The organism is Haloferax elongans ATCC BAA-1513, from assembly GCF_000336755.1.
Taxonomy (GTDB): Archaea; Halobacteriota; Halobacteria; order Halobacteriales; family Haloferacaceae; genus Haloferax; species Haloferax elongans.
In genome coordinates this window covers 43949-67529 of sequence record NZ_AOLK01000015.1, presented here as the reverse complement: position 1 = coordinate 67529, position 23581 = coordinate 43949, and the positions used below count along the sequence as shown (strand labels likewise).

Here is a 23581-nt window from a genome sequence, read left to right as displayed (position 1 = left end):
CTGGACTACACCGAGTCGCGGAAGCCCGAAACGCCGAGGTCGTGAAGTCGGGCCGACGTGTCCGCGACGTCGGCGACGAGGTCTTCGTGGTACTCGACGAGTCGGTCTTCGAGTTCGTCGTAGCCACGCGCGAGCATTTGGACCGCCGAGAGTGCTGCGTTGAACGACTTGCCCGCGTCGACGGCGACGATGGGTGCACCCGTCGGCATTCCGATGACAGAGTCAACCGACTTCTCCTGGACGGGAACGCCAACAACGGGAAGCGGATAGGCGATAGAGGCAGTCATGTTCGGCAGGTCTGCGGATTTCCCGCCCGCGCCGGCGATGATGACCTCGATACCGCGGTCGGCAGCCGTCTCGCCGTAGGCGTACATCAGGTCTGGCGTCCGATGTGCGGAGACGACGTACGTCTCGTAGGTAAAGCGCTCGTCCGGTGCGTCGTGGTAGTCCGTCTGTTCACCGAACCCGAGCGTGTCGAGCGCCTCGTGGGCACCGGACATCACGTCGAGGTCCGAGTCTGAACCCATGATGATACCCACGTCGGGCGTCGTCTCGGGGTCGGTGTCTGCGGCGGCCTGTTCGTGCAGTTCGTCGATGAGGTCGTGTTCTGTCGTCATGGAACGAGAGTGGTAGCGTGTGGTGTGCGAGTCGTCTTCGGCTCGTTACTCGAAGTGCAGTCCGTCACGAAGGTCTCGCGCGCGAGAGAGAAGCACGTCGAGGTCGGTGTCGCCGACGGCCGTGAGGTGGCCCATCTTCCGCAGCGGGCGGACCTGTTCTTTGCCGTACCAGTGCAGCGAGACACCGGATTCGGAAAGGAGGTCGTCGAGACCGCCGAGGTGGGCGGCACGGGGTTCGTCTACGGTTCCGAGAATGTTCGCCATCACGGTCGGAGCACGGCGGTCGGTCGCACCCAGCGGCCACCCGAGGACGGCGCGGACGTGCTGTTCGAACTGCGACGAGAGCGCCCCTTCGATGGTCCAGTGACCGGAGTTGTGCGGGCGCGGTGCGACTTCGTTCACCAGCACCTCGCCCTCGCTCGTCTCGAACAGTTCGATGCCGAAGACGCCGCGACCGGGCAGGTGCGAGAGTACTTCGCGCGCGACGCGGTCGGCCTCGTCGAGGACATCGTCGGTCGTCCGTGCGGGGACGATAGTCTCCCGAAGAATCTCTGCTTCGTGGACGTTCTCGCCGACGGGGAAGGTCCGAATCTCGTCGTCGCCGCGGACGCCGATGACTGAGAGTTCGCGTTCGAAGTCGACGAAGGCCTCTGCCATCGCCGGTCCGCCAACTTCCTCGATGGCGGCCTCGGCGTCGTCGGGATCGGTGACGGGGACGTTGCCGCGGCCGTCGTAGCCACCGGTTCGCGCCTTCAGCATCACCGACCCGAACTCGTCGAGTGCGGCCCGAAGGTCGTCGGCGTCGTCGACGCGGTGGAACGGCGGAATCGGAATCCCGGCCTCGCCGAAGGTGTCTTTCTGAATCAGTTTGTCCTCGATAGTCCGAAGTGCGTCTGGCGACGGATGGACCTCGATTTCCTCCTCGGCGGCGAGTTCGTCGAGGAGGTCGGGGTCCGCGAGTTCGATTTCGAACGTCAGTACGTCGGCTCGCGCGGCGAGTTCCGCCATCGCGTCGGGGTCGTCGAACGCCCCGACGATTTGGTCGGCGACAGTCGCTGCGGGACAGTCCGGCGTCGGGTCGAGAACCACGACATCGACGCCGAGCGGCGACGCGGCCTCGGCGAGCATACGCCCGAGTTGGCCGCCGCCGACGACGCCGAGTGTGGGTCCGGGTACGGAGACGGTCACAGTCGCGGATTCAGTATATTGGTGCATAAATGTTGCCACACTGTGTGCCAGAATATACACGAGCGTGCTCAAACAACAGACATTTCGAACCAGCTGTCGCTCGGAGGCGTCTTCCAATCCACGGAAAAGTTCAGCCGGGAGTCGGCAGGTGTCTGGGGTCGACAGGAGCGAGAGTCGAGGAAGTTCGGACCAGTCAGGCGTTCGCGTTTGCGTTCGCCGCAGCGAGCGCGTCGCGGTCGATGAAGACGACGACATCCTCGCTCCAGAGTTTGAACGCGTGCTGGCGGACTTCGTAGCCGTCGAGTTCGGATTCGAGTTCCGCGCGGTCCCATTCGTAGGCGACGACGACCGGCGGCGGATTCTGTCCAATCTCGCTCGCGGACGTCTCGGGTGCGCTACTGGTGCGCTCGACGTCAGCGCCTTCGAAGTACCACGGAAGCGGGAGGCGACTGTGCCACGACGGCCCACCGAGTGGGTTCGACTCGTCTTTGACGTAGAAGTGCGTCTCGTCGGCGTTGTTCGGCGGGTGCGTCCCGTACAAGAGCACGTCCGTGCCGCCGTTGGTGGCCGAGACGGCCGCGATATCGTCGAGCGTGGGCTTCAGGTCATTCTCGGGTTGGGCCCACTGGAGGACGACCTTGTCTTCGTCGGTCGAGGCGTTCCAGTAGTCGTAGTTGGCCGCAGCGACGCCGCCGACCGACGCGAGCAAGACGAGTGCCGCGAGTCCGACACCGACGGTGTCCTGTGTGTCAACCGCGTTCGTGGCGGCACGGAAGGTGAATGCGACGCCGACGGCTGCCGGGATGGCAAGCGGGACGACGGCGTGGACGACGACCCACGGCGCTTGAATGTCGGTCGCGAGCGGGTAGCCGAAGATGCTCACGACGCCCCAGTAGGTCGCGAAGACCACAAGCCATCGGAGACGGTCGGCGACGACGCCGTAGCGGTCCACGACGATGCCGACGAGTGCGAAGACGATGAGCACCGGCGCGCCGTAGACGAACGTTTCGAGGAAGTCCTTCAGATACGGGAGGTACTCGTGGGACTGGTGGCTGCCGTCGAGCCAGCTTCCGCCCATGCTCTCGAAGGCACCGAGAGACCCGGCTTCGACGACACCGGGGAGTGCGGCGGAGTTCCCGAAGGCGTTCCACAGGTCGGGGCGAGGCGCGTAGAAGAACACGAACACGGCGAAGAACGCTGCGATACCCCCGAGGATACCGACACCAGCACGGAACGTGCCCGCCGAGAGACTCCCCGCACCGCGTCGTCGGAGTCGGTCTTTGAGAGACGCGGGGATTTCCGTGAAGAGGATGTCGCGGGCTGATTCACCGGCGGACGTTCGCGCAAGCAGGCGATGGTCGAAGACGAGTGCCCCGGCACCGAGGAAACACAGGAGGTAGACGAGGTAGTTCTCTTTCGTCGCCGCGCCCGTCGCGAACGAGATGCCCGCCGGGATGAGGTAGGCGAGGCGACCAGTGTCGTACGCCCGGACAACGAATCCGAGGGCGACGAAGGAGAACGTCGCGACGAGGATGTCGTTGCGCATGAACCGCGAGTAGTAGACCAAAAGCGGATTGAACGCGAAGAAGAGCGCGAGCGCAACGAGTTCGTCCCGTCGGAGGTGCTTTCGGAAGAGCCACACCGAAAGCGGGAGCAGGCCGCCGACGAGCGCCACAGGCAAGCGGGCGGTGAAGTCCGTCGCGGGCAGCACTGCGAAGACGTAGTCGTTGACGATAGGGAGGAACGGTCCGTGGATGATAGGTCGATACGAGAACGAGCCGGTTTCGTGATACCGGAGAATCCAGTAGCCGACGCGGCCTTCGTCCCAGTGGAAGATTCGCCCGCCGAGGTCGACGAGGCGGACAAGGAGGCCCACGGCGACGATGCCGAAGACCGCGAGGAGGGCACGGGACCGAGTGACCATCCCGGGCCCACTGTCTGTACTCATGTGCCTTCCTCCCGCCCCGACTAATACAACTTTTGTGTTTACGCCTCGGCGACACGTTCTGTCGAGACAGACAGTGTGACTGGCCTGACGGTTCAGTGTGGGCGACTTGATGGTTCAGTGTGGGCGACTCGAACGTTCGACTCCGCCTGATGTTGTGACGAGAGGAGAGTTCGACACCGTCTGGTGTCGCGGCCAAATCAGTTGGTGTCGGTAGTTCTTTTAGCGGCCACGGGAAGGGTCGCGCATGGTCTCTCTCGGACTCGTGGTGGCCCGATTCAACTCGTCGGTCACCGAGCAGATGGAGGAGGCGGCCCACGAAGCGGCCGCAGAGCGCGACGCGGAGGTGGCCGAAACGGTCCACGTCCCCGGCGCGTACGACTCGCCCCTCGCGGCCGACCGACTGGCCCGCCGCGACGATATCGACGCAGTCGCGGTCGTCGGCGCAATCGTCACCGGTGACACCGACCACGACCGGGTTATCGCCGACGCGACGGCCAAGTCCCTGACGGAGGTCTCGCTCGACCGCGACAAACCAGTCACGTTCGGTGTCTCCGGCCCCGGGATGAGCGGTGCCGAAGCACGCGAGCGCGTCAGCAAAGGTGCGGAAGCGGTTTACGCAGCGACTGAGTTGGTGGAGGCGTTGGCATGAACTTCGACTTCAGCGCCCGGGTAGACCGGGTCGAACCGAGCGCCACGCTCGCCATCTCGAACCTCGCGAGCGAACTGGAAGCGCAGGGCGAAGACGTCGTCGACCTNTTTTACGCAGCGACTGAGTTGGTGGAGGCGTTGGCATGAACTTCGACTTCAGCGCCCGGGTAGACCGGGTCGAACCGAGCGCCACGCTCGCCATCTCGAACCTCGCGAGCGAACTGGAAGCGCAGGGCGAAGACGTCGTCGACCTCTCGGTCGGCGCGCCGGACTTCCCGACGCCCGAGAACATCGTTCAGGCAGCCAAGGACGCGATGGACGCCGGACACACCGGCTACACCTCCTCGAACGGTATCCCGGAACTCAAGGAAGCCATCGCGGAGAAACTCCGCGGCAACGGCGTCGATGCCGACGCCGACGAGGTCATCGTCACGCCCGGCGGCAAACAGGCACTCTTCGAGACGTTCCAGACCCTCATCGACGACGGCGACGAAGTCGTCCTCCTCGACCCTGCGTGGGTCTCCTACGAGGCGATGGTCAAGCTCTCCGGCGGCTCGCTGAAGCGCGTCGACCTCGCGCCGCACGACTTCCGCCTCGAACCCGCACTCGACGAACTCGCAGACACCGTCTCCGACGAGACGAAACTGCTCGTCGTCAACAGCCCGTCGAACCCGACCGGCGGCGTCTTCTCCGATGCGGCCCTCGAAGGCGTCCGTGACCTCGCGGTCGAACACGACATCGCCGTCATCTCCGACGAAATCTACGAGCGCATCACCTACGACGGCTTCGAGCACACGTCGCTCGGCTCCCTCGACGGGATGGAAGACCGCACCATCACCATCAACGGCTTCTCGAAGGCCTTCTCGATGACTGGCTGGCGGCTCGGCTACCTTCACGCACCCGAGGACCTCATCTCGCAGGCTGGCAAGCTGCACTCGCACTCGGTCTCCTGTGCAGTCAACTTCGTCCAGCACGCTGGCGTCGAGGCACTTTCGGACCGTACCGACGACACGGTCGAAGAGATGCGCGAAGCGTTCGAAGGCCGCCGCGACATGCTCGTGGACCTCCTCGCAGAACACGACGTGGACGTCGCCGTCCCGAAGGGCGCGTTCTACATGATGCTCCCCGTCGACGACGACGACCAAGCATGGTGTGAGGGCGCGATTCAGGACGCGAAGGTCGCGACTGTCCCCGGCAGCGCATTCAACGCACCGGGCTACGCCCGCATCTCCTACGCTGCAAGTGAAGAACGACTCCGTGAGGCAGTCGAGCGCCTCGCCGAGCACGACTACATCTAACCGCCGCGCTGCTATCTTTTCGCGTTCTTGAAGTCAAAAGCGGACGCAACGGTGGCCGCCGAACTATTTCCGTAACGCTTCGACGGGTCGCTCGTTGGCCGCTTTCCACGCCGGATACAGCCCCGAGAGGATGCTCGTCGCGATACCGAACCCGACCGCAAGGGCCACGTAGAAGAAATTAATCGGCTGGAACGTCGCCATCGGGTCGTTCAGGACGAACGAATTGAGCGCGACGCCCGCGCCGAGTGCGAAGAGTGCCCCGACGATGCCGCCGGCCGTGCCGAGCAGCCCCGCCTCGGCGAGAATCATTCGGATGATGTCACCGCGTTGGACGCCGACCGCGCGGAGGACGCCAATCTCCTGTCGGCGCTCGATGGTGCTCATGAGCATGACGTTCAGGATGCTCACGCCCGCGACGACGAGCGATATCGAGCCGATTCCGATGAGGAAGGTGTTGAGGATACCGAAGAACTGGTCGATACCGGCGGTAATCGACTGGAGTTCGAAGACGGTGACGCGCTCTTCGCGCTCGTTCAACTCCTCGCGAATCGCGACCGCGGACTCGTTTGCGGCCTGTCCTGACTCCGCGCTCACGACGACCTGCGAGTAGCCGGTCCCGTTTACGTCTTCCATCGGGAGGACGACGGCACTGTTCGGATTGACGAGCGAGATGCCTTGCTGTTCGGCCAAGACGGCCGAGACGCGGTAGGTACGACCGTCTACGGCGATGGTGTTCCCCGGCTCGATGTCCAGTAACTCGGCCGTGCCGGACCCGACGAGCGCCCCCTGTCGCAGGCGGTCAGGGACGCGGCCATCGCTCGCCTCGTAGATGGCTCCGGGGTTCTCCATCCCGTAGATTGTTGTCACTGTCTGTTGGTCACCTCGAGAGACTAACACCGCGTCCGAGCGTATCGGGACGACCGCCCCGTCAGAGACGGCCCGACGAATCTCGTCTACGTCGCGGTCAGTCAGTTCCTCGACGCCCTCCTGCAAGTTCGGCGAGATGCTGATTTCGTTGCCGATATCGCCGAGTTGCTGGTCTGCGCCGGTTCGGAGTGTCGTCCCGAACATGCCGAGCGAGGCGATGGCAAGGACGCCGATGATGATACCGAGAATTGCGAGACCAGAGCGAATCCGGTTGCGCGAGAGGTTCCGGCGCGCCATCAACAACGCGGGAACGCGTCGGAGGAGTTCTTGCAGCGGGTTCATTGAATCCTCCCGTCGACGAGTTCGACCGTTCGGTCGGTGTAGTCTGACAGTTGCGGGTCGTGTGTCACCGCGACGATTGCAACGTCGTCTTCGCGGCGAATCTCGTCGAAGAGGTCGAGGACGCTCCGCCCGGTCTCTTGGTCGAGATTTCCCGTCGGTTCGTCCGCCAGCAGGATGCGCGGTTCGTTAATCAGCGCCCGGGCGATAGCGACGCGTTGTTTCTGCCCGCCGGAGAGTTGGTCGGGCCGGTGGTCGAGTCGGTTGCCGAGGCCGACTCGTTCGAGGAGCGTCGTCGCTCGGTCGCGGGCGGCCGGGTCGTCCCCGAACAGCGTGGGAACCTCGACGTTCTCGAGCGCCGACAGCGTCGGAATCAAGTGGAAGCTCTGGAAGATGAATCCGATGAACTCCTTGCGTCGGGCCGTCATCTGGCGGTCCGAGAGGTCGGTCACGTCTCGGTCGTCGAGGAAGACAGTTCCCTCGGTTGGCGTGTCGAGCAAGCCGAGGACGTTGAGCATCGTCGACTTCCCACTACCGGACGGTCCCATGACGGAGACGAACTCGCCGGGGTCGGCGTGGAAATCCACGTCTCTCAGGGCTTCGACGACCTCGCCGCCGGTGTCGTATCGCTTCCAGACGTTCTGAAGTTCGATGATGTGCGACATCGTCGTTCAGCGCTGTCTGTACGCGTAGAATCCGACACCAACGACGACCAGCGCAGCGACGAGGCCGCCACCGAGAAGCAATGGCGTCCCGAGTCCACCACCGGAGTTCTCCTCGGGGTCCGGTGCGGAATTGGAGACGTCGTTTACGTCGACAGTCGTCCGTATCTCTTTCTCGCGGCCGTCTGAGAGATACGTCACTTCGACGGGGACGGTTTCGACGCCCGCCTCGACGTTGGCATAGAGGTCGAACGATGCGAAGTCACTCGACGGAACGGACCCGACGAAGTACTCCTTGTAGGGCCGTGCCGGAACGACGCCGTCGGTGGGAACCACGCGGACCACGACGCTCTGAGCGTCGCTGAGTCCGACGTTGCTCGCGCTCCCCGAGATGTGCGTCTTCCCGTCTTCGATTTCGACGTCGATGCCGGTGAGTTCTATCGTCCCCGGCGAGGCGACGTACTCGACCGACGACGACGCTTCTCCCTGCTGGTCGCCGGTCTCGTAGCTCGCAACCACGTCGAGAGTCGCGCGGTCGACCGACGAGACGTTCAGCCGGACGGTTCGCTCGGACTCCGCGGGAAGCGCACGAACTGGTTTCCGAAGGACGGTCTCGTCGCCGTCACGAAGCGTGAGCACGAGGTCTTCGAGCGGTGCGTTTCCGAGGTTCGTCACGTCGACGAGGACCGACGGGCGCGCGCCACTCCCGAGGGTGGGAGACAGTCGGACCTCTTCTCGAAGTTGCTCCGCGACGAGTGGGGCCGACGCCTCGGCAGTACGCGCGTTTCCGTCGGCGGTCGTGTATTGCAGCGTCGCGAGGATGTCCGACTCGTCTGTCTCTGGTGTAACCATGAACTCGAACGTCTTGGCGGCCCCCGAATCGAGCGTCGGCAGGACACGCGTGCTGTTTTTGACAGCGGCGCTCGCGGCAGCAACCGAGAGGCGCACGTTCCGAACCGCTGCGTCTTCGCCGTTCGAGACGGTGACGTGCACCGGCGTTTCAGTCCCGATGACGGCATCGCCGACATCGACTGCGACCTGTGGCCCGCCCTCACGGACGCGAACGACAACCGGGTACTGGAGTCGCTGGACCTGCCCGTCGCTCCGTCCGACCACGTTCACACGCAGGTCGTAGGTGCCCTGCTTTTCGAATCGCATCGACAGCGGAACGGTGAGGTCGCTCCCCGGCGGAATGACGCCGAGTTCTTCGACGCGTGTGATGTCGTCTGAGTCGTCGACACGTCGGACGTACACGTCGGTCACGTCGAGGTTCGAGGGGCTGTTCTCGGCGTTTTGAATCACCGTCGTCAACGTGAACCGCTCTCCCGGCGCGGGTTGTGCGGGCGAGACGGACACGTCGTCGATGTAGGCGGTCGCCTCCGCACCGAGCGTCGGCGAGGGAAGCCCAGCGAGAACGACGATCAAGACGAGGAAGAGGGCACTGCGGCGCATAGTTCTGACTTCATCTATCGGCCAGGTGAGGGAAATAGCTGCCGAGTGGAACCCCAAAATCGGCCGTATACGGCTTTTCGAGAACCGAACCAGTGCTTTAAGGCTCCGGTCGTGTCGGCGAAGATATTTAAGTGAATCCGGGTCCACCGTGTGACAGATGCGCGTGTGTGACCTCCCGCTGTCGGCGGACTTCGTCTCCCACTACGAATCGAACGGTATCGAGGAGTTGTACCCGCCGCAGGAGGCCGCCGTCGAAGCAGGCGTCGCAAACGGAGGCCGCGTCGTCGCCGCTATTCCGACCGCCAGCGGCAAGACGTTCATCGCTGAACTGGCGATGCTCACCGCCGACGGCCCGGGGCTCTACATCGTCCCACTTCGGGCACTCGCACGCGAGAAGTACGAGACGTTTGACCAACTTCCGGGCGTGAACGTCGGTATCTCCACCGGCGACTTCGACTCGGCCGAAGAAGACCTCGGCGAGTACGACATCGTGGTCGCCACGAGCGAGAAGGTCGATTCCGCGATTCGAAACGGTGCCTCGTGGGTCGAATCGCTCGCCTGCGTCGTCGTCGACGAGGTCCACCTCCTCGGCGCTCCCGGCCGCGGGCCGACACTCGAAATGACGTTGGCGACGCTCCAGCGTCGTGTTCCCGACCTCCAACTCGTCGCCCTCTCCGCGACGGTCGATAATCCCGAGACCATCGCTTCGTGGCTGGACGCCGAACTCGTCGAGAGTACGTGGCGACCGGTTTCGCTCAGGACAGGCGTCTATTCGGACGAATCAGTAGCCTTCGACGATGGCACCTCACTCGCGGTCGACGTACCACCGCTTGGTCCGAAAGACGACGCAGACACCGAAGCGACCGTCTCGCTCGTCGCAGACGCTGTCACGAGCGGCGGCCAGTGTCTCGCCTTCGTTCGCTCCCGCCGAGAAGCCGAGTCGCTGGCGGAACGACTCGCCGAGGAGGACCTGTCGCCTGCGACCGACCTCGGCGACGAACTGCGTGAGTTGGGGGGAACGGCGACCGGTGCCCACCTCGCCGACTGCGCCAGCACCGGGGTTGGATTCCACCACGCTGGCCTTCGGAGTTCCCACCGCGCAGCGGTCGAAACGGCCTTCAGAGAGCGCCGACTGGCGGTTATCTGCGCTACACCGACCCTCGCGGCTGGCGTGAACGTCCCGGCGCGCCGCGTCGTCATCCGCGACCAGAAACGCTACACCGGGGACGCGATGGAGTGGATTCCCGTCCTCGATGTCCACCAGATGTGTGGTCGGGCGGGCCGTCCACACCTCGACCCCTATGGCGAGGCGGTCCTCGTCGGCGACGAAGCCACCCACGACGAACTGGTCGAACGCTACGTCGAGGCGGACGCAGAGGCTGTCGACTCACAGTTCGACGACCGCGAGTCGCTTCGGACGCACGTTCTCTCGGTTGTCGCCTCCGGGTTCGCGGACTCCGTGGCCGGTGTCGTCGACGTGTTCGCCGCGACCTACTACGCTCACCAGCAGGCTGACGTGGACCTCACCGCGCTCGTCAGCGACGTGGTCTCCGAACTCGAACGGATGGAGATGCTGACGGTCGATGGCTCGACGCTGTCGGCGACAACGCTCGGCTCGCAGACCTCTCGGCAGTACGTCTCGCCGACGACCGGCGCGCGAATCGTCTCCGGCATCCGAACCATCCAGACGATGGCCGACGAGAACGTGACCCCGCGCACCGCGCTCGAAGTCGTCTGCGACACGCCAGACATGCTCGACACCTACCTCGGCAACCGCGAGCGGGCGCTGATGTACCAGTACGCCCGGACCCACGCCGCCGAGTTCACCACCGCGATGGGCGAAGCCGAGTCGTTCGAAGACTGGCTGACGGCCGTCAAAACCGCCCGCATCCTCCACGAGTGGTCGCAGGGAGAGACAATCGAAGACCTCGTCGAGCGCTACCGCATCGGACCGGGAGACCTCGAATCGCGGGTCGAGCGCGCGGAGTGGCTTCTGGGTGCCGCCGACGCGCTCTGTGGCGCGCTCGATAGTGACGTGCCCGAGTTCCGCGAGGTTCGGGCGCTACTGTCGCCCTGAGACAGCGTTTTACGCCACTTCGCAGAGAGATTTAGGTCACTTCGCGGAGAGGTTCATCCAACCATGCTCGTGGAGGTCGCACTCTTCGTCGCCGGACTCGCCGCACTCGTCTTCGGTGCCGACAGGGCCGTGACCGCCGCAGCAGAAGTCGCGCGATTCTACGGTGTCTCGGCGTTTTTCATCGGTGTGACGCTCATCTCGGTCGGAACGTCGGTTCCCGAGATGACCACCTCGATATACGCGGCCACCTACGGCGCGGGCGACCTCGTCGTCGGCAACATCGTCGGGTCTGAGACGTCGCAGATTACCCTCGCTATCGGCATCGTCGCGCTCATCTCGCCTATCGTCGCCGAGCGCCGCGACGTGATGATATACGGCGGCGCGATGACGCTCGCGATGATTATCATGCTGCTCACGCTCGAAGACGGCGTCATCCAGCGCTCCGAAGGGTTTCTGATGATGCTCGCGTACGTCAATTTCGTCTACACGCTCTACACCAACGAGGGCGGTGAGGAAATCGCCGAAGAGGTCGTCGAAGAGGAAGAAACGCCCGAGCGAGGACTGCCGCGTGTGGTGTTCGGACTGGTGTTGGTCGTCGTCGGAGGGCAAGTGATGGTGACAAACGGCATCGAACTCGCCAGACTCGTCGGTATCTCGGAGTACCTCATCGGATTGCTGACGGGGCTCGGGACGACCGCTCCCGAAGTCGTCGTCGCCGGTATCGCGGCCAGAGAGGGCCAAGAAGGTATCTCCGTCGGCGCGATTCTCGGCAGCAACATCACCGACCCGGTCTTCTCGCTCGGTGTCGGTGCGCTCGTCGCGGACGTAGTCGTCACAGACCTCGGGACGGTGACGACGTCGGGGGTCTACATGCTCGCAGTCTCGGTCGCCGTGCTGGCGCTGTTTTACTGGCGGCGGGGTATCGACCGTCGCGCGGCACTCCTCTGTATCGGGCTGTACCTCCCGACGTTCGTCGTGCTGTGAGGGCCGTCGTCGAGCCGAACCCTTAGGGTTCGTCCCCACCCCCAAAGTCGCTTTTGGATAGCGTTTTAAGATTCGTGGGGCCGAAGGCGAAGCTATGGGTATCACCTACGAAGACTTCCTGGACCTCGACTACGAACCGACCGACGAGGACCTCGTCTGCACTTTCCGTATCGACCCCGCAACCGGAATGACGACAGAGGAGGCCGCGAGTCGAGTGGCCTCCGAGTCTTCCAACGGGACGTGGGCCGCACTCCAGACCGGCGCGGACTTCACCGATATGGGTGCGACTGCCTTCTCCATCGACGGCGACACCATCGGCGTCGCCTACCCTGCTGGCCTGTTCGAACCCGGCAACATGCCGCAGATACTCTCCTGTATTGCGGGCAACATCATGGGCATGAAAGCGGTCGACACCATCCGCCTCATGGACTGTGAGTGGCCCGAGGCCATCGTCTCGTCGTTCGACGGCCCGCTCTTCGGCTCGTCGGTCCGCGAGGAGATTTTCGGCGTCGACGACCGTCCCATCACGGCGACGGTCCCCAAGCCGAAAGTCGGCCTCTCGACGAAATCCCACGCGCAGGTCGGCTACGACGCGTGGCTCGGTGGAGTTGACCTCCTGAAAGACGACGAGAACCTCACCGACCAAGCGTTCAATCCCTTCGCCGACCGCCTGACCGAGTCGCTCGCCCTCCGCGACGACGCCGAAGACGAGACGGGTGAGAAGAAGTCCTACCTCATCAACGTCACCGCGGACACCCAGACGATGCTGGACCGCGTGGACGAAGTGGCCGAACAGGGCGGCGAGTACGTCATGGTGGACATCATCACCGCCGGGTGGGCAGGTCTCCAGACTGTCCGCGAGCGCACCGAGAAACACGGCATGGCCATCCACGCCCACCGTGCCATGCACGCCGCATTCGACCGCATGCCGACCCACGGCGTCTCGATGCGCGTCCTCGCACAGATTTCGCGCCTCCTCGGTGTCGACCAACTTCACACCGGCACGGCTGGTCTCGGCAAACTCGCTAACGAAGACACTGTCGGCATCAACGAGTGGATGCGCAGCGACCTCTACGGAACGACCGACGTGCTCCCTGTCGCGTCCGGCGGTCTCCACCCCGGCCTCCTGCCGGACCTCCTCGATGCGACCGGAACCAACGTCTGTATCCAACTCGGCGGCGGTATCCACGGCCACCCCGATGGCACCCGCGCCGGAGCAGTCGCACTCCGGGCCGCAATCGACGGCTACGTCGACGGCAAGTCCATCCAAGAAGTCGCAGACGAGACGCCGGAACTCGCGGTCGCCCTCGACAAGTGGGGCACCGAGACGCCGCGGTAGGCACGCCGGTTCCGCAACGAACCCGTTTTTTCCCAGTCAGCGGTCGACTTCGCCCATAATCGTGTCGAGACTGCCGAGAGACGCGATGAGGTCGGGGATGTACTCGCCTTCGGCCATCTCGGGAAGCGCCTGCAAGTTCGAAAACGACGGGCCGCGAATCTTGAAGCGAGCTGGTTTGTCGGTGCCGTCGGCGCGGATGTAGATACCGAGTTCGCCCTTCGCGGCCTCGACGGCGCGGTAGATTTCGGTGTCTTCCTCCGGCTTGATGGTCCGGGGGACGTTCGCCTGGATGTTGCGGTCGTCCTCGGGCCAGTCTTCGAGTAAATCGACACACTGGGCGATGATAGACGCGGATTCCTCGACCTCGCGCATCCGCACGAGCAGACGCGAGAAGTTGTCGCAGTCGTCTTCGACGACGACGTTCCAGTCGAGTTCATCGTAGTAGCCGTAGGGGTCGTCACGGCGGAGGTCGTAGTCGATTCCTGAGCCGCGGGCGACCGGACCGGTTACACCGTAGCGCTTTGCGACCTCCGGCGGAAGGACGCCCGTATCGAGCGTTCGTGCCTGCAAAATCTCGTTGACCGTGAGGAGGTCGTGGTACTCTTCGAGCTTTTCTGGGAGTCCGTCGAGGAAGTCACGAACCTTCTCGAAGAACGCCTCTCGGGGCTCCGGGAGGTCCCAGACGACCCCACCGAGTCGGAAGTAGTTGAACATGAGCCGCTGTCCGGTGAGGTCTTCGAGGATACCTTGGACGAGTTCGCGGTCCCGCATGGCGTACATGAACGTCGCGGTGAAGTCGCCGATAACGTCGAGGGCGTAGGCACCGAGCGCGAGCATGTGCGAGAGGATGCGACTCAACTCGGCCGCCATCGTCCGAATGACCTGTGCGTACTCGGGGACCTCGATACCGGCTAACTCCTCTGCGGTGCGGGCGTACGCCCACTCGTTCAGAAGCCCGCCGCCGCCCCAGTCCCAGCGGTCGGGATACGGCATAATCTGGTGGCGGTAGGTTCCCTGCTGGCACATCTGCTCTTCGCAGCGATGGATGTACCCGATATCGGGTTCTACGTCGACGACCTGCTCGCCGTCGAGGACGACTTGGAGGTGCATCACGCCGTGGGTCGCGGGGTGGTGCGGGCCGATGTTGAGAAGCATCGTGTTATCCTCGCTCCAGCCGTCTTTGTGGAGCGGATTCGCGTTCTCGTCGTATTTGACGATTTGCGGGCGTCGCTGGTCGTAGTCGCGGCCGAGTGGATGGCCTTGCCACGTCTCGGGCAGGAGAATACGGCGCAGGTCCGGGTGGTCGTCGTAGTGGATGCCGACGAGGTCGTACGCCTCGCGTTCGTGCCAGTTGGCCGTCTCGAACACGGGTGCGGCCGACTCGCTGACCGGGTCCGACCGCGACGTGGGAACGACCACACTCAGTTCGCGCGTCGGGTCGTCGTACGATTTCAGGTGGTAGATAGACTCGTAGCGGTCTTCGTACTCCTGTGCGGTGACACACGAGAGGTGGTCCAACCCGAGGTGGTCCCGCAGCGTCGAGAGGACCGCTTGGACCTCGTCGGGGCGAATCGTCACCTCGGGAGCGTGGACATGCTGGTCGAGGTCGAGGATAGAATCGCCGAGCGTCTGTCGCAACACGCCGGCGTCGATGTCGGTGGTGGCGACACCGGCGGCATCCGAATCGGTCACGGTTTGTGGAGATTCGAGAGACATTGGTTGTGTTACGTCACGTTTCTCCGAAGACGCGATTCAGAATTCTGCCTCACGAGTGCGGCCGCTTTTTATACTCCATCTGACTACACCCGGACATGAAATCGGTCGGACTCCGATTCAAACCGGACGACGAGCAGATGCACCCCATGCACGAGTTCGTCGTCGAACACGAGGCGTTCGAGCGGACGAAGTTGCACCACTGGAACCCGACGGTGACTGACAAGAACACCATCATCTTCGAAATCGTCGGTTCCGATATCGACGCCTACGAGGAGGCGCTGGCGGCGACGCCGGGAATTCTCTCGTACGAGGTGAAACAGATGCCCGGCGACTCCTTTTTCATCGTCGTCAACGAGCGACTCGACGCCAAGGGTGCGCGACAGACGGCGGCGATTACCCAAGGCGACCTCATCGTCGTTCCGCCGGTCATCTTCGACGGCGACGGCTCGATTTCGGTGACGCTCGTCGGAACCGACGATGCCCTTCAGTCGGCGGTCGAGGACACGCCCGACGGCGTCGACGTGGAGATTCTGAAAATCCGCCCGTACTCGGGACCAGCAGACGTGTCGCCGGGGTCACTCTCACCGCGACAGCAGGAGGCAGTCGAGGTCGCAGTCGAATGCGGCTACTATCAGGAACCCCGAAGCGGGTCGGTCGCAGACGTGGCGGAGCGACTCGACTGCTCGACGAGTACTGCCGCAGAACACCTCCGAAAAGCCGAGATGAAAGTGATGTCCGAACTCGTCGGCCACCTGTAATCAACCGTCAGTCACCTGTCAGCCGTCAGGTCGCCGTCAGGCCGCCGCCAGGTCGCACTCAGGGTTCGGCCCACGGCTCCGACGTTCCCTCGCCGAAGAGTTCGCGCATCAGCGTGACGATGCTCTCGGGTGGGAACTGCCCGCGCTCGGTGACGATGGCGTCGACGTAGCGCGGCGGCGTCACGTCGAACGCCGGATTGACGACCTTCGGACTGCCGATTTCTTCGCGGCGCGACTCGTCGATAATCTCCTCGGTGTCCCGCATCTCGATATCGACGGTGTGTCCGGTGAGCGTCCCCGGATGGAGTTTGAGCGTCTGCGAGGCGACCATGATGGGCGTCCCTCTGTCACGGGCGTTGACCGCGAGCCCGCTCGTCCCGATTTTGTTGATGACGCTCCCGTCGGCGGCGACGGCGTCAGCCCCGACGAGGACGTGGTCGACGTCGTTGAGGTAGCGCCGCGCCGCTGAATCGACGATGAGCGTCACGGGAACGCCCATGTCGGCGAGTTCTTCCGCGGTGATGTGACCCTGATTTCGCGGTCGCGTCTCCTTGACGATAGCCTCGATATGTTTGCCCTGTTCGACGGCCGCCTCGACGCACGCGAGTGCGTCCGTCGAGTGACAGTGCGTCATGATGACGTCGCCGTCGCGGAGGCGGTTCGCGCCGACTTTACCCAGGTCCGTCTGTGCTCTGTCGAGTCGCTGGCAGAACTCCTCGGACGATTGGACGACATCTCGTTGCAGTCCCTCGACAGTCGTACTCGACATGCCGCGCAGGACGTACCGAAGCGCGTTGGGGAGACTGACCGCTGTGGGGCGTGTCTCGTGGAGCGCACGGGCCGCCGCGCGGAGTTCCGCACGGAATGTCTCCGGGTCGGTTGCGTCGCTCTCTTCGGCCTGTGTTCTGAGGGCCCGAGCCACCGCGTCCGCGATGGTCGCCGCGCCGCGAACTTCCATCGTGTCGATGTCCTCCGCGACGCGTCGGACCTCGGGGTGTACGCGCTCGTCCATATCATGGAGTACGCAGGTAGTGGGGAAAAATGGTTGCCGAGGTGAGGGGTGGCCACCGCGCGACGCGGAGAGCATGCCACTCGAAGCGACTCACTCGGTTCAGATACGGTCGACGAGCGCCTCGTCGGGGTGCCGAACTCTGACGGTGTCCACGCGACCGACCAAGTCCTCGGAATCTGCGAGTTTGTCAGGCGACTCCGCGTGGATAGTAAAGAGCGCGTCACCGACTGCAGCCGTCTCGCCGACGCGACAATGGAGGTCGATACCCGCACCTGCGTCTTTGGGCGCGCCGGCGCGTCTGGCGACTTCGTTGACGAGGCGGTTGTTGATGTGCGTGACCACGCCGTTGTTGTCGGAGCGGACGGTGTGAGTGTGGCGACCGGGCGAGAGGTCGGACGCCACCACGTCCGGGTCGCCGTTCTGTGCGGCGAGTATCTCTCGGAAGGTCTCGCGGGCCTGCCCGGAGTCGAGGATTTCGGTCGCGTCTGCGTCGATACCGGCACACTCGAACAGGAGTTCGGCGAGTCGTATCGACTTCACACGCAGGTCGTTCGGGCCGTCGCCTGCGAGAGTGGCGAGCACGTCGCGGGCTTCGAGGATGGGTCCGACACCGCGACCTACTGGCGCTGCTCCGTTCGTGATTGCGCATTCGATGGACATGCCGAGGTGGGTACCGACGCGTTTGAAGTCCTCGGCGAGTTCGCGTGCATCGGCGAGACTCGCAACTTTGGCACCCTCTCCGTAGGGAATATCGATGACGACGTGCGTCGAGCCAGCGCTTTCTTTCTTCGAGAGGACCGACGCGATGAGTTGCCCGCGCGGGTCGATAGAAAGCGGCGTCTCGACCCGGATGATTCGGTCGTCGACCGGCGAGAGGTTCACCGCGCCGCCCCAGACGAGACAGCCGCCGGTCTCGTCGACGATGTCGCGAATCTCGTCGATAGAGAAGTCCACGTCGCACAGCACTTCCATCGTGTCGGCGGTCCCGGCGGCGGACGTGACTGCCCGCGACGAGGTCTTCGGAATCTTCAGTCCCGCCGCGGCGACGATTGGAACGAGAATCGGCGTGACGCGGTTGCCCGCGACGCCCCCGATAGAGTGCTTGTCGGCGACGATGTCCTCGGACCACGACATACGCTCGCCGATGTTGGCCATACACTCGGTGAGGTGCATCGTCTCTTCCATCGACAGGCCCTGTGTGTACGAGGCGGAGACGTAGGCGCTGAGTTCAGCGTCCGCGAGTCGGTCCTCGTAGATGTCGCGGACGATACGTTCGATTTCGTCCGCTTCGAGTTCGATGCCGTCGAGTTTCTTCCGAATGTAGTACACCGAGTTTGGCTGCGGTGCGACAGATACCTCGACCGAGCCTTCGATGTGACCGAGTCGACGCGTCACCCCGAGCGTCCCGGGCTCGACGAGCTCGTCGGTGAGTTCGACGATGCCGATGGTAGTCCGGCCGTCGCGTCGGAGTTGCACGCGTTCGAGCGCGTGAACCCCGAGTTCCGCCGCGTCCGCCTCGTTGAGAAGAACCGTGGGCGCGCGGGTTCCGATGTCGACCGGGTCGGCGACGAGTTCCATAGCTGAGGTTAGCGCGAGAGCGTCATAAGCGACACCCGCGTTACCACTCACTGACAAGAAAACAGAGAATTGGAGACGGGGGACCGGTTACGCGAGGTGGGCGTCGATGAGGCCTTCGAGGTCGTCGTAGCCACGGACGCCGACAATCTGTTCCGCTGGCTCGCCGTCGGCGAACAGGAGGAGCGTCGGAACGCCGCGAACCTGATACTGGGCGGCGAGTTCCTGATTCTTATCGACGTCGACTTTGACGATTGCCGCGTCGGTGTTGGCGGCGAGTTGTTCCACCGTCGGTTCAAGCATCTTGCACGGACCACACCAGTCTGCGTAGAAGTCGACCAGCACGACGTCGTACTTCGAGACGGTGTCGTTCAGCTCAGACACACCGTTTACATACACCGGCTCTGACGGCACCCCACTGGGTTCTTCGACAGTACCAGCACCATCTCCGCGAATTTTGGATTCGAGTTGATCGCGTTTCTGCTGGCGAATTTCTTCGAGTTCGTCGTCGGACATATCTATCCGTACTGGCCCCATCGTAATAACAGTTTTGTGACTTTTGGGCAATATGGTCCTGTGTGTTGCCCCGTCACAAAACTGGTTCCGAAAGACAACGAGATGAGAAACCTCCACCAGTACACCGTCACGCAAGACCAGTACCGAGCGGCGAGAGAATAGTCAAACCAAGAGCGACAGCACAGTTGAACCCGAGGCGACGCGCCAGGTCTGATTCGCAAAAAGCGGTTAATCCACGTACAGCGAGTAGGTGATGACCGCGAATCCGACGAACGTCAGTATCGCGTCGATGAGGACGCCGGTCGCGAGGTCGATATTGAGGAGCACGTCGAACGCACCCGCGAGCAGCGCACCGAAGGTGACGATACCGAATCCGAGCGCGAGCGCTCGAAGCGCTGGCGAACGCGTCCGCCGGTAGGCCTTGTAGCTGAAGTACGTGATGAGGCTGCCGAGGATGAGAATCCCGGTCTTGACGACGATGATGAACGTCGCAATCGTCGGCGACGTGGTGAGGTGGCCCATCTACGTCTCCCTCCGAACCTGCGACCAGATATCCGCGATACGGTCCTCCGGTCTGCGTTCGGGCCGCCCGACGTTCACGGAGAAGTCCCGGTCTTCCGTGAGGGCAATCCGAACCTCGTCGAACGATACTTCGTAGGTCGTCGCGTGGTGACCATCCGCTCGAATCTGCGTCCCCTCGGTGAGGAGCGCAGCGTCGGTGAGCAGGTCCAACTTCCGGTACGTCGTCGAAAGGGGGATGTCACACGTCTCTGATATCTCGCTTGCCGTCATGGGTTCTTCGAGTCCTCTGATGATGGCTCGTGCGTCCGCGTCGTCGAGCGCTTCGAGCACCGCCGTTAGTTCGGCCGACTCCATCGCGGACCGGTCGCGCGCCATTACCGTGTTTCTCCGGCGAGAGCCTTATTAACGCTCCGGGTCGCTACCATCCGCTTCCGGTGGTTCGGGCGGTCGATTATACGCACCCTCTTTTTTAAGGGTTCCAGCGGCGCGGAGGACCGACGGCGTCCGACAGACGCCTCCGGCACCAGTCACCTGTGGCACCGCACAGTTGTTGCAACTCTCGCAGACGGCGCGCGTGTCGTCCGCAACGTCGCGGCCGAGGAGTCGCGCGGGGAGTTCGGGTTCGGCGTAGAACGGTCGCGCCATTCCAACGGCGTCGCAGGCATCGCCGAGCAGTCGGTCGATGTGACCACGCTCTCGAATCCCGCCCTCACAGAGCACGGGAACCGACACAACATCCCTGACGCGACGACAGAGGCGTTCGTTCCACGCCGGGTCGAAATCGTACCACGCGGCCTCGATACGGTTTCCGAGCGCAACGAGTCGCGCGCGAAGCGGGCCGCCGAACGCCGCCGCATACCCTTCCCGGTACTGCTCGTCGGACCATGCGCGGTCAGGATACGACCCTCGAACGATGCTCGCGTCCCAGAACACCGACCCGGAGACGGGGACCAGCGCATCGTACCCGTAATCGACGAGTCGGCGACAGATATCGACCGTATCGCCTTCGGTGAGGTGCCGACGGACTCCCGGTGGGGCGGACGTCTCTGCGGGCACCTTGGTCATGACCGGCACGTCGCCAGCCTGTTCGCGTATCTCGTCGTAGACGACTTCGAGAAAGCGGACACCGTCGCCGAATTCGTCGTCGCGCCGGTTGTAGAACGGCGAGAGAAACTGGTGGATAATCCCCATGTTCGCCCCGGCGAGATGGATGATGTCGTAGCCAGCATCGGTCGCCATTGCCGCAGACCGGCCGAAGTCGGCGGCGAGGTCGTACACCTCGTCAGTCGAGAGGACGTGCGCGTCGTAGTCGAGAAAGCCGAGTCCGTCGAGGAGGCGAAGCAGTCGCGGCGGCCGCGACACCGCGAGTTGCTGGAGGTCCGGGTGTTCCTGTCGGTAGCCAGCGTGCCACGTCTCCATGCTCCGCAAGCCGCCGTACTCCAACTGGATGGCGATAGCCGACCCGTGTTCGTGAATGCGGTCTGTCACCGTCGACAGTGACGCGGCGAACGCTGGGTCGGTGACGTAGGTCATGTTCGGGGCGGCACAGCCGCCCGGCTCACGGACGATAGTCGCACCCTGACAGATAAGTCCGGCCCCGGCGCGTGCAGCGGGTTCGAGTTCTGCCGCGAGCGTCTCCGCCGCGTCGGGACCGTTGCCCGCACATTCGAGAAGCGGCGCTCGATACAGGCGGTTCCGAAGCGTGACGCCGCCGAGTTCGAGCGGGTCGTCCACCCGAGGGGAAGCCATGGCAACACGTAGGAAGCGAACGACGTTAATCGAACCGGCGCGGTGAGGGTCGGCCGCGGAGGCAATCCGTCAGAGCGAACTGCTCATTCCGCCGTCGACGACCAGCGATTCGCCGTTGACGTAGTCCGAGCGGTCGCTCGCGAGGAATACGGCGGCGTCGGCGACATCGTCCGGTGTTCCAGGTCGGCGTGCAGGGATGCTCTGCATGAACAGCTCTTCGGATTCGGTGCCGAGGATTGGAACGTCGTCCGTCGTCATCTTCGTGTCGGTGAGTCCTGGGTGAATCGCGTTGACGCTGACCCCCTGTGGTCCGAGTTCGGCCGCCAGCGAGTACGTCAAGAGCTTTACTGCACCCTTCGACGCGTCGTACACCGAAAAGCCCGGTGAGCCGCGGAGTCCCGAGACGCTGGAGATATTGATGATGTCGCCGCCGCCGTCTTCGACCATCTTCTTCGCTGCGGCCTGCGCGCCGAAGTAGACCGCCTTGAGGTTCACGTCCATCGTGTGGTCGAAGTCGGACTCGGTCACCTCGAAGAAGTTCTGTTCGCGGAAGACTCCGGCGTTGTTCACCATCACGTCGACGCCACCGAACTCGTCCGCGGCGTCGACAGCCGACCAGAGTTGGTCGATGTCGCCCACGTCACACTCGACGAACGCCGCCTTCGAATCCGTCTCCGCCTCGATTCGTTGGTGGGTCGGTGTCCCGCCTGTTCGTGGCTCCGACTGGCAGTCCGCGACGACGACATCGCATCCTTCGCGGGCGAACGCCATCGAAATCGACCGCCCGATGCCACTCGCTCCGCCCGTTACGACTGCTGTCTTCGCATTCAGCGCGCCCATTGCAGTCGTAACTGTCAGAACAATTGATTAAATAATTGTTCTATTATTTTGATAGCTGTTGGGGCGGGGTTAGCTCGTCTCCTCAGCGACTCGGGAAATCGTCTCGTACTCGTCGTCAGCGTAGGCGACGAACCGAACATCTCGAAGCGTGGTCGGTTCGAACGCGCGAATCGTCTCGCAGATGATTCGCGCACCGTCTTCCAAGTCGAATCCCGCGACGCCACACCCGAGCGCGGGAAGGACGAGTGATTCGCACCCGCGTTCGTCCGCGGCACGAAGGGCGTTTTCGGTGGCGTCACGGATACTTTCGGCCGTCGCCTGCCCGTCGCCGTAGTGAGGCATCGCGGCGGCGTGAATCACGTAGTCGGCATCGAGGTCGAAGGCGTCAGTCACGGCGACGTCGCCGAGGTCGATTGATCCCTTCGCCATCGCCGCGTCGTTGAGTTCGTCGCCACCGCCCCGGCGGAGCGCACCCGCGACGCCCGACCCCATCCTGAGGCTCGTTCCGGCGGCGTTCACGAGCGCGTCGGCAGATTGGGCTGCGATGTCTCCTTGGATAACTGTGAACTCCATCGTCACTCCTCTAATCGGTCCATATCGTCGCTGTCGAGTCCGATGTGCGAGGCTGCGACGTTGTCGTGGAGGTGTGACACGCTCGACGTGCCCGGAATCGGGAGCATCACGTCAGACCGGTGGAGCAGCCACGCGAGTGCGATTTGCTCGGGTGTCGCGTTGTGCTTCTCCGCGACAGCAGCCACCGCGTCGGCTTTCTCGCCCAAGTCGCCCGCGCCGAGCGGGAACCACGGAATGAATCCGATACCGTAGGTTTCGCAGGCGTCGAGGACCTCCTCGAACTCCCGATTTGCCACGTTGTATTGGTTCTGCACCGTCGCGATGTCTACGATATCGCGCGCTTTGTCGAGTTGTTCGACGGAGACGTTCGAGAGCCCGACGTGCCGAATCTGTCCCTCGTCGCGCATCTCGGCGAGGGCGTGTACCGAGTCTTCGAAATCGACGTGCGGGTCGGGGCGGTGGAGTTGGTAGAGGTCGATGGTGTCCACTCGAAGTCTGTCGAGGCTTCCGAGCACGGCGTTGCGGAGGTAATCGGGAGAGCCGCTGGGTTTCCAGTCACCCTCGGTGTTCCGAAGGAGTCCGCCTTTCGTGGCGACGACGAGGTCCGAAGGATACGGCGCGAGCGCCTCGCCGATGAGTCGCTCCGAGACAGCGGGTCCGTAGGAATCTGCCGTGTCGATGAAATCGACTCCGCGGGCGATGGCCTCGTGGAGAACCTGCTTTGCATTCTCCACGTCGTCCGGTTCGCCGATGATGTCGTCGCCAGTGAGTCGCATCGCGCCGAATCCGAGTCGGTGAACGGTCAGGTCGCCGCCGATGTCGAACGTGCCGCTTGCGTTGTCGAGTACCATACGTTCCTGATAGACTGCCAACAAGGTGGTCGTTTCGGCGGCTTACTCGC

General features: G+C 63.7%; 22 protein-coding genes. 6 read left to right on the top strand and 16 right to left on the bottom strand.

Annotation, left to right across the window (positions count from 1 at the left end):
- Window positions 1–5 precede the first annotated feature (5 nt).
- The 3 genes from purE to C453_RS07000 form a co-directional block, all read right to left on the bottom strand.
- The gene (gene purE, locus C453_RS07010) at window positions 6–617 is read right to left on the bottom strand and encodes a 5-(carboxyamino)imidazole ribonucleotide mutase (RefSeq protein ID WP_008323558.1); all 612 of its coding nucleotides are present in this window, start codon (window positions 615–617) and stop codon (window positions 6–8) included.
- Between the two features lie 45 nt (window positions 618–662).
- Window positions 663–1832: a 5-(carboxyamino)imidazole ribonucleotide synthase gene (locus tag C453_RS07005; RefSeq protein WP_008323556.1), complete on the bottom strand. Its 1170-nt coding sequence runs from the start codon at window positions 1830–1832 to the stop codon at window positions 663–665.
- A gap of 166 nt (window positions 1833–1998) precedes the next feature.
- Window positions 1999–3753: a flippase activity-associated protein Agl23 gene (locus C453_RS07000; protein WP_049907566.1), complete on the bottom strand. Its 1755-nt coding sequence runs from the start codon at window positions 3751–3753 to the stop codon at window positions 1999–2001.
- Between the two features lie 244 nt (window positions 3754–3997).
- Between C453_RS07000 and ribH the strand changes: the two genes are divergently transcribed.
- Window positions 3998–4402, top strand: coding sequence for a 6,7-dimethyl-8-ribityllumazine synthase (ribH, locus tag C453_RS06995; RefSeq protein WP_008323554.1), 405 nt, complete (start codon window positions 3998–4000; stop codon window positions 4400–4402).
- Between the two features lie 142 nt (window positions 4403–4544).
- Window positions 4545–5699: a pyridoxal phosphate-dependent aminotransferase gene (locus C453_RS06990; protein ID WP_008323552.1), complete on the top strand. Its 1155-nt coding sequence runs from the start codon at window positions 4545–4547 to the stop codon at window positions 5697–5699.
- A gap of 63 nt (window positions 5700–5762) precedes the next feature.
- Here the strand turns inward: C453_RS06990 and C453_RS06985 are convergent, their stop codons facing one another.
- Genes C453_RS06985 through C453_RS06975 form a run of 3 tightly spaced genes read right to left on the bottom strand, consistent with a single transcriptional unit; the run spans window position 5763 to window position 9019 of the window.
- Complete coding sequence (locus C453_RS06985; protein WP_008323551.1) at window positions 5763–6908, bottom strand: ABC transporter permease; 1146 nt, start codon at window positions 6906–6908, stop codon at window positions 5763–5765.
- Window positions 6905–7570 carry an ABC transporter ATP-binding protein gene (locus C453_RS06980; protein WP_008323550.1) on the bottom strand — a complete coding sequence of 222 codons (666 nt, stop codon included), beginning with the start codon at window positions 7568–7570 and terminating at the stop codon, window positions 6905–6907. The genes C453_RS06985 and C453_RS06980 overlap by 4 nt, the downstream gene beginning before the upstream one ends.
- A gap of 6 nt (window positions 7571–7576) precedes the next feature.
- A complete protein-coding gene (locus tag C453_RS06975) occupies window positions 7577–9019 on the bottom strand; it encodes a COG1361 family protein (protein WP_008323549.1) in 1443 nt (480 codons plus the stop codon).
- A gap of 157 nt (window positions 9020–9176) precedes the next feature.
- Between C453_RS06975 and C453_RS06970 the strand changes: the two genes are divergently transcribed.
- The 3 genes from C453_RS06970 (at window position 9177) to rbcL (ending at window position 13419) form a co-directional block, all read left to right on the top strand.
- Window positions 9177–11096 (top strand): DEAD/DEAH box helicase, encoded by a 1920-nt coding sequence (locus C453_RS06970; protein ID WP_008323548.1) that lies wholly within the window; start codon window positions 9177–9179, stop codon window positions 11094–11096.
- Between the two features lie 63 nt (window positions 11097–11159).
- Window positions 11160–12080, top strand: coding sequence for a sodium:calcium antiporter (locus C453_RS06965; RefSeq protein WP_008323547.1), 921 nt, complete (start codon window positions 11160–11162; stop codon window positions 12078–12080).
- Window positions 12081–12174: 94 nt separating this feature from the next.
- Entirely contained in the window at window positions 12175–13419 is a 1245-nt protein-coding gene (gene rbcL / locus C453_RS06960) for a type III ribulose-bisphosphate carboxylase (RefSeq protein ID WP_008323546.1), read from the top strand.
- A 36-nt stretch (window positions 13420–13455) separates the two neighbouring features.
- On the opposite strand, the gene C453_RS06955 is transcribed toward rbcL, so the two are convergent.
- Window positions 13456–15135 carry an NADH-quinone oxidoreductase subunit D gene (locus tag C453_RS06955; RefSeq protein ID WP_008323545.1) on the bottom strand — a complete coding sequence of 560 codons (1680 nt, stop codon included), beginning with the start codon at window positions 15133–15135 and terminating at the stop codon, window positions 13456–13458.
- A gap of 95 nt (window positions 15136–15230) precedes the next feature.
- On the opposite strand from C453_RS06955, the gene C453_RS06950 reads away from it, so the two are divergent.
- The gene (locus C453_RS06950; protein WP_008323544.1) at window positions 15231–15893 is read left to right on the top strand and encodes a helix-turn-helix domain-containing protein; all 663 of its coding nucleotides are present in this window, start codon (window positions 15231–15233) and stop codon (window positions 15891–15893) included.
- Window positions 15894–15951: 58 nt separating this feature from the next.
- Here the strand turns inward: C453_RS06950 and C453_RS06945 are convergent, their stop codons facing one another.
- The 9 genes from C453_RS06945 to C453_RS06905 all read right to left on the bottom strand — a co-directional run bounded on the left by C453_RS06945 (window position 15952) and on the right by C453_RS06905 (window position 23531).
- Window positions 15952–16905, bottom strand: a complete 954-nt coding sequence (locus C453_RS06945) for a ribose 1,5-bisphosphate isomerase (protein ID WP_008323543.1) — start codon at window positions 16903–16905, stop codon at window positions 15952–15954.
- Between the two features lie 99 nt (window positions 16906–17004).
- Window positions 17005–18483 carry an AMP phosphorylase gene (locus C453_RS06940; protein WP_008323542.1) on the bottom strand — a complete coding sequence of 493 codons (1479 nt, stop codon included), beginning with the start codon at window positions 18481–18483 and terminating at the stop codon, window positions 17005–17007.
- Between the two features lie 87 nt (window positions 18484–18570).
- The gene (gene trxA, locus C453_RS06935; protein WP_008323541.1) at window positions 18571–18996 is read right to left on the bottom strand and encodes a thioredoxin; all 426 of its coding nucleotides are present in this window, start codon (window positions 18994–18996) and stop codon (window positions 18571–18573) included.
- Between the two features lie 228 nt (window positions 18997–19224).
- Window positions 19225–19518 carry a DUF7521 family protein gene (locus C453_RS06930; protein WP_008323540.1) on the bottom strand — a complete coding sequence of 98 codons (294 nt, stop codon included), beginning with the start codon at window positions 19516–19518 and terminating at the stop codon, window positions 19225–19227.
- A complete protein-coding gene (locus C453_RS06925) occupies window positions 19519–19893 on the bottom strand; it encodes a winged helix-turn-helix domain-containing protein (protein WP_007539002.1) in 375 nt (124 codons plus the stop codon).
- Window positions 19894–19920: 27 nt separating this feature from the next.
- A complete protein-coding gene (locus C453_RS06920) occupies window positions 19921–21267 on the bottom strand; it encodes an oxidoreductase (protein ID WP_049907565.1) in 1347 nt (448 codons plus the stop codon).
- A gap of 69 nt (window positions 21268–21336) precedes the next feature.
- Window positions 21337–22107, bottom strand: coding sequence for an SDR family oxidoreductase (locus C453_RS06915; RefSeq protein WP_008323538.1), 771 nt, complete (start codon window positions 22105–22107; stop codon window positions 21337–21339).
- A 69-nt stretch (window positions 22108–22176) separates the two neighbouring features.
- The gene (locus C453_RS06910) at window positions 22177–22680 is read right to left on the bottom strand and encodes a macro domain-containing protein (RefSeq protein ID WP_049907564.1); all 504 of its coding nucleotides are present in this window, start codon (window positions 22678–22680) and stop codon (window positions 22177–22179) included.
- 2 nt (window positions 22681–22682) lie between these two features.
- Entirely contained in the window at window positions 22683–23531 is an 849-nt protein-coding gene (locus C453_RS06905; RefSeq protein ID WP_008323536.1) for an aldo/keto reductase, read from the bottom strand.
- Window positions 23532–23581 lie beyond the last annotated feature (50 nt).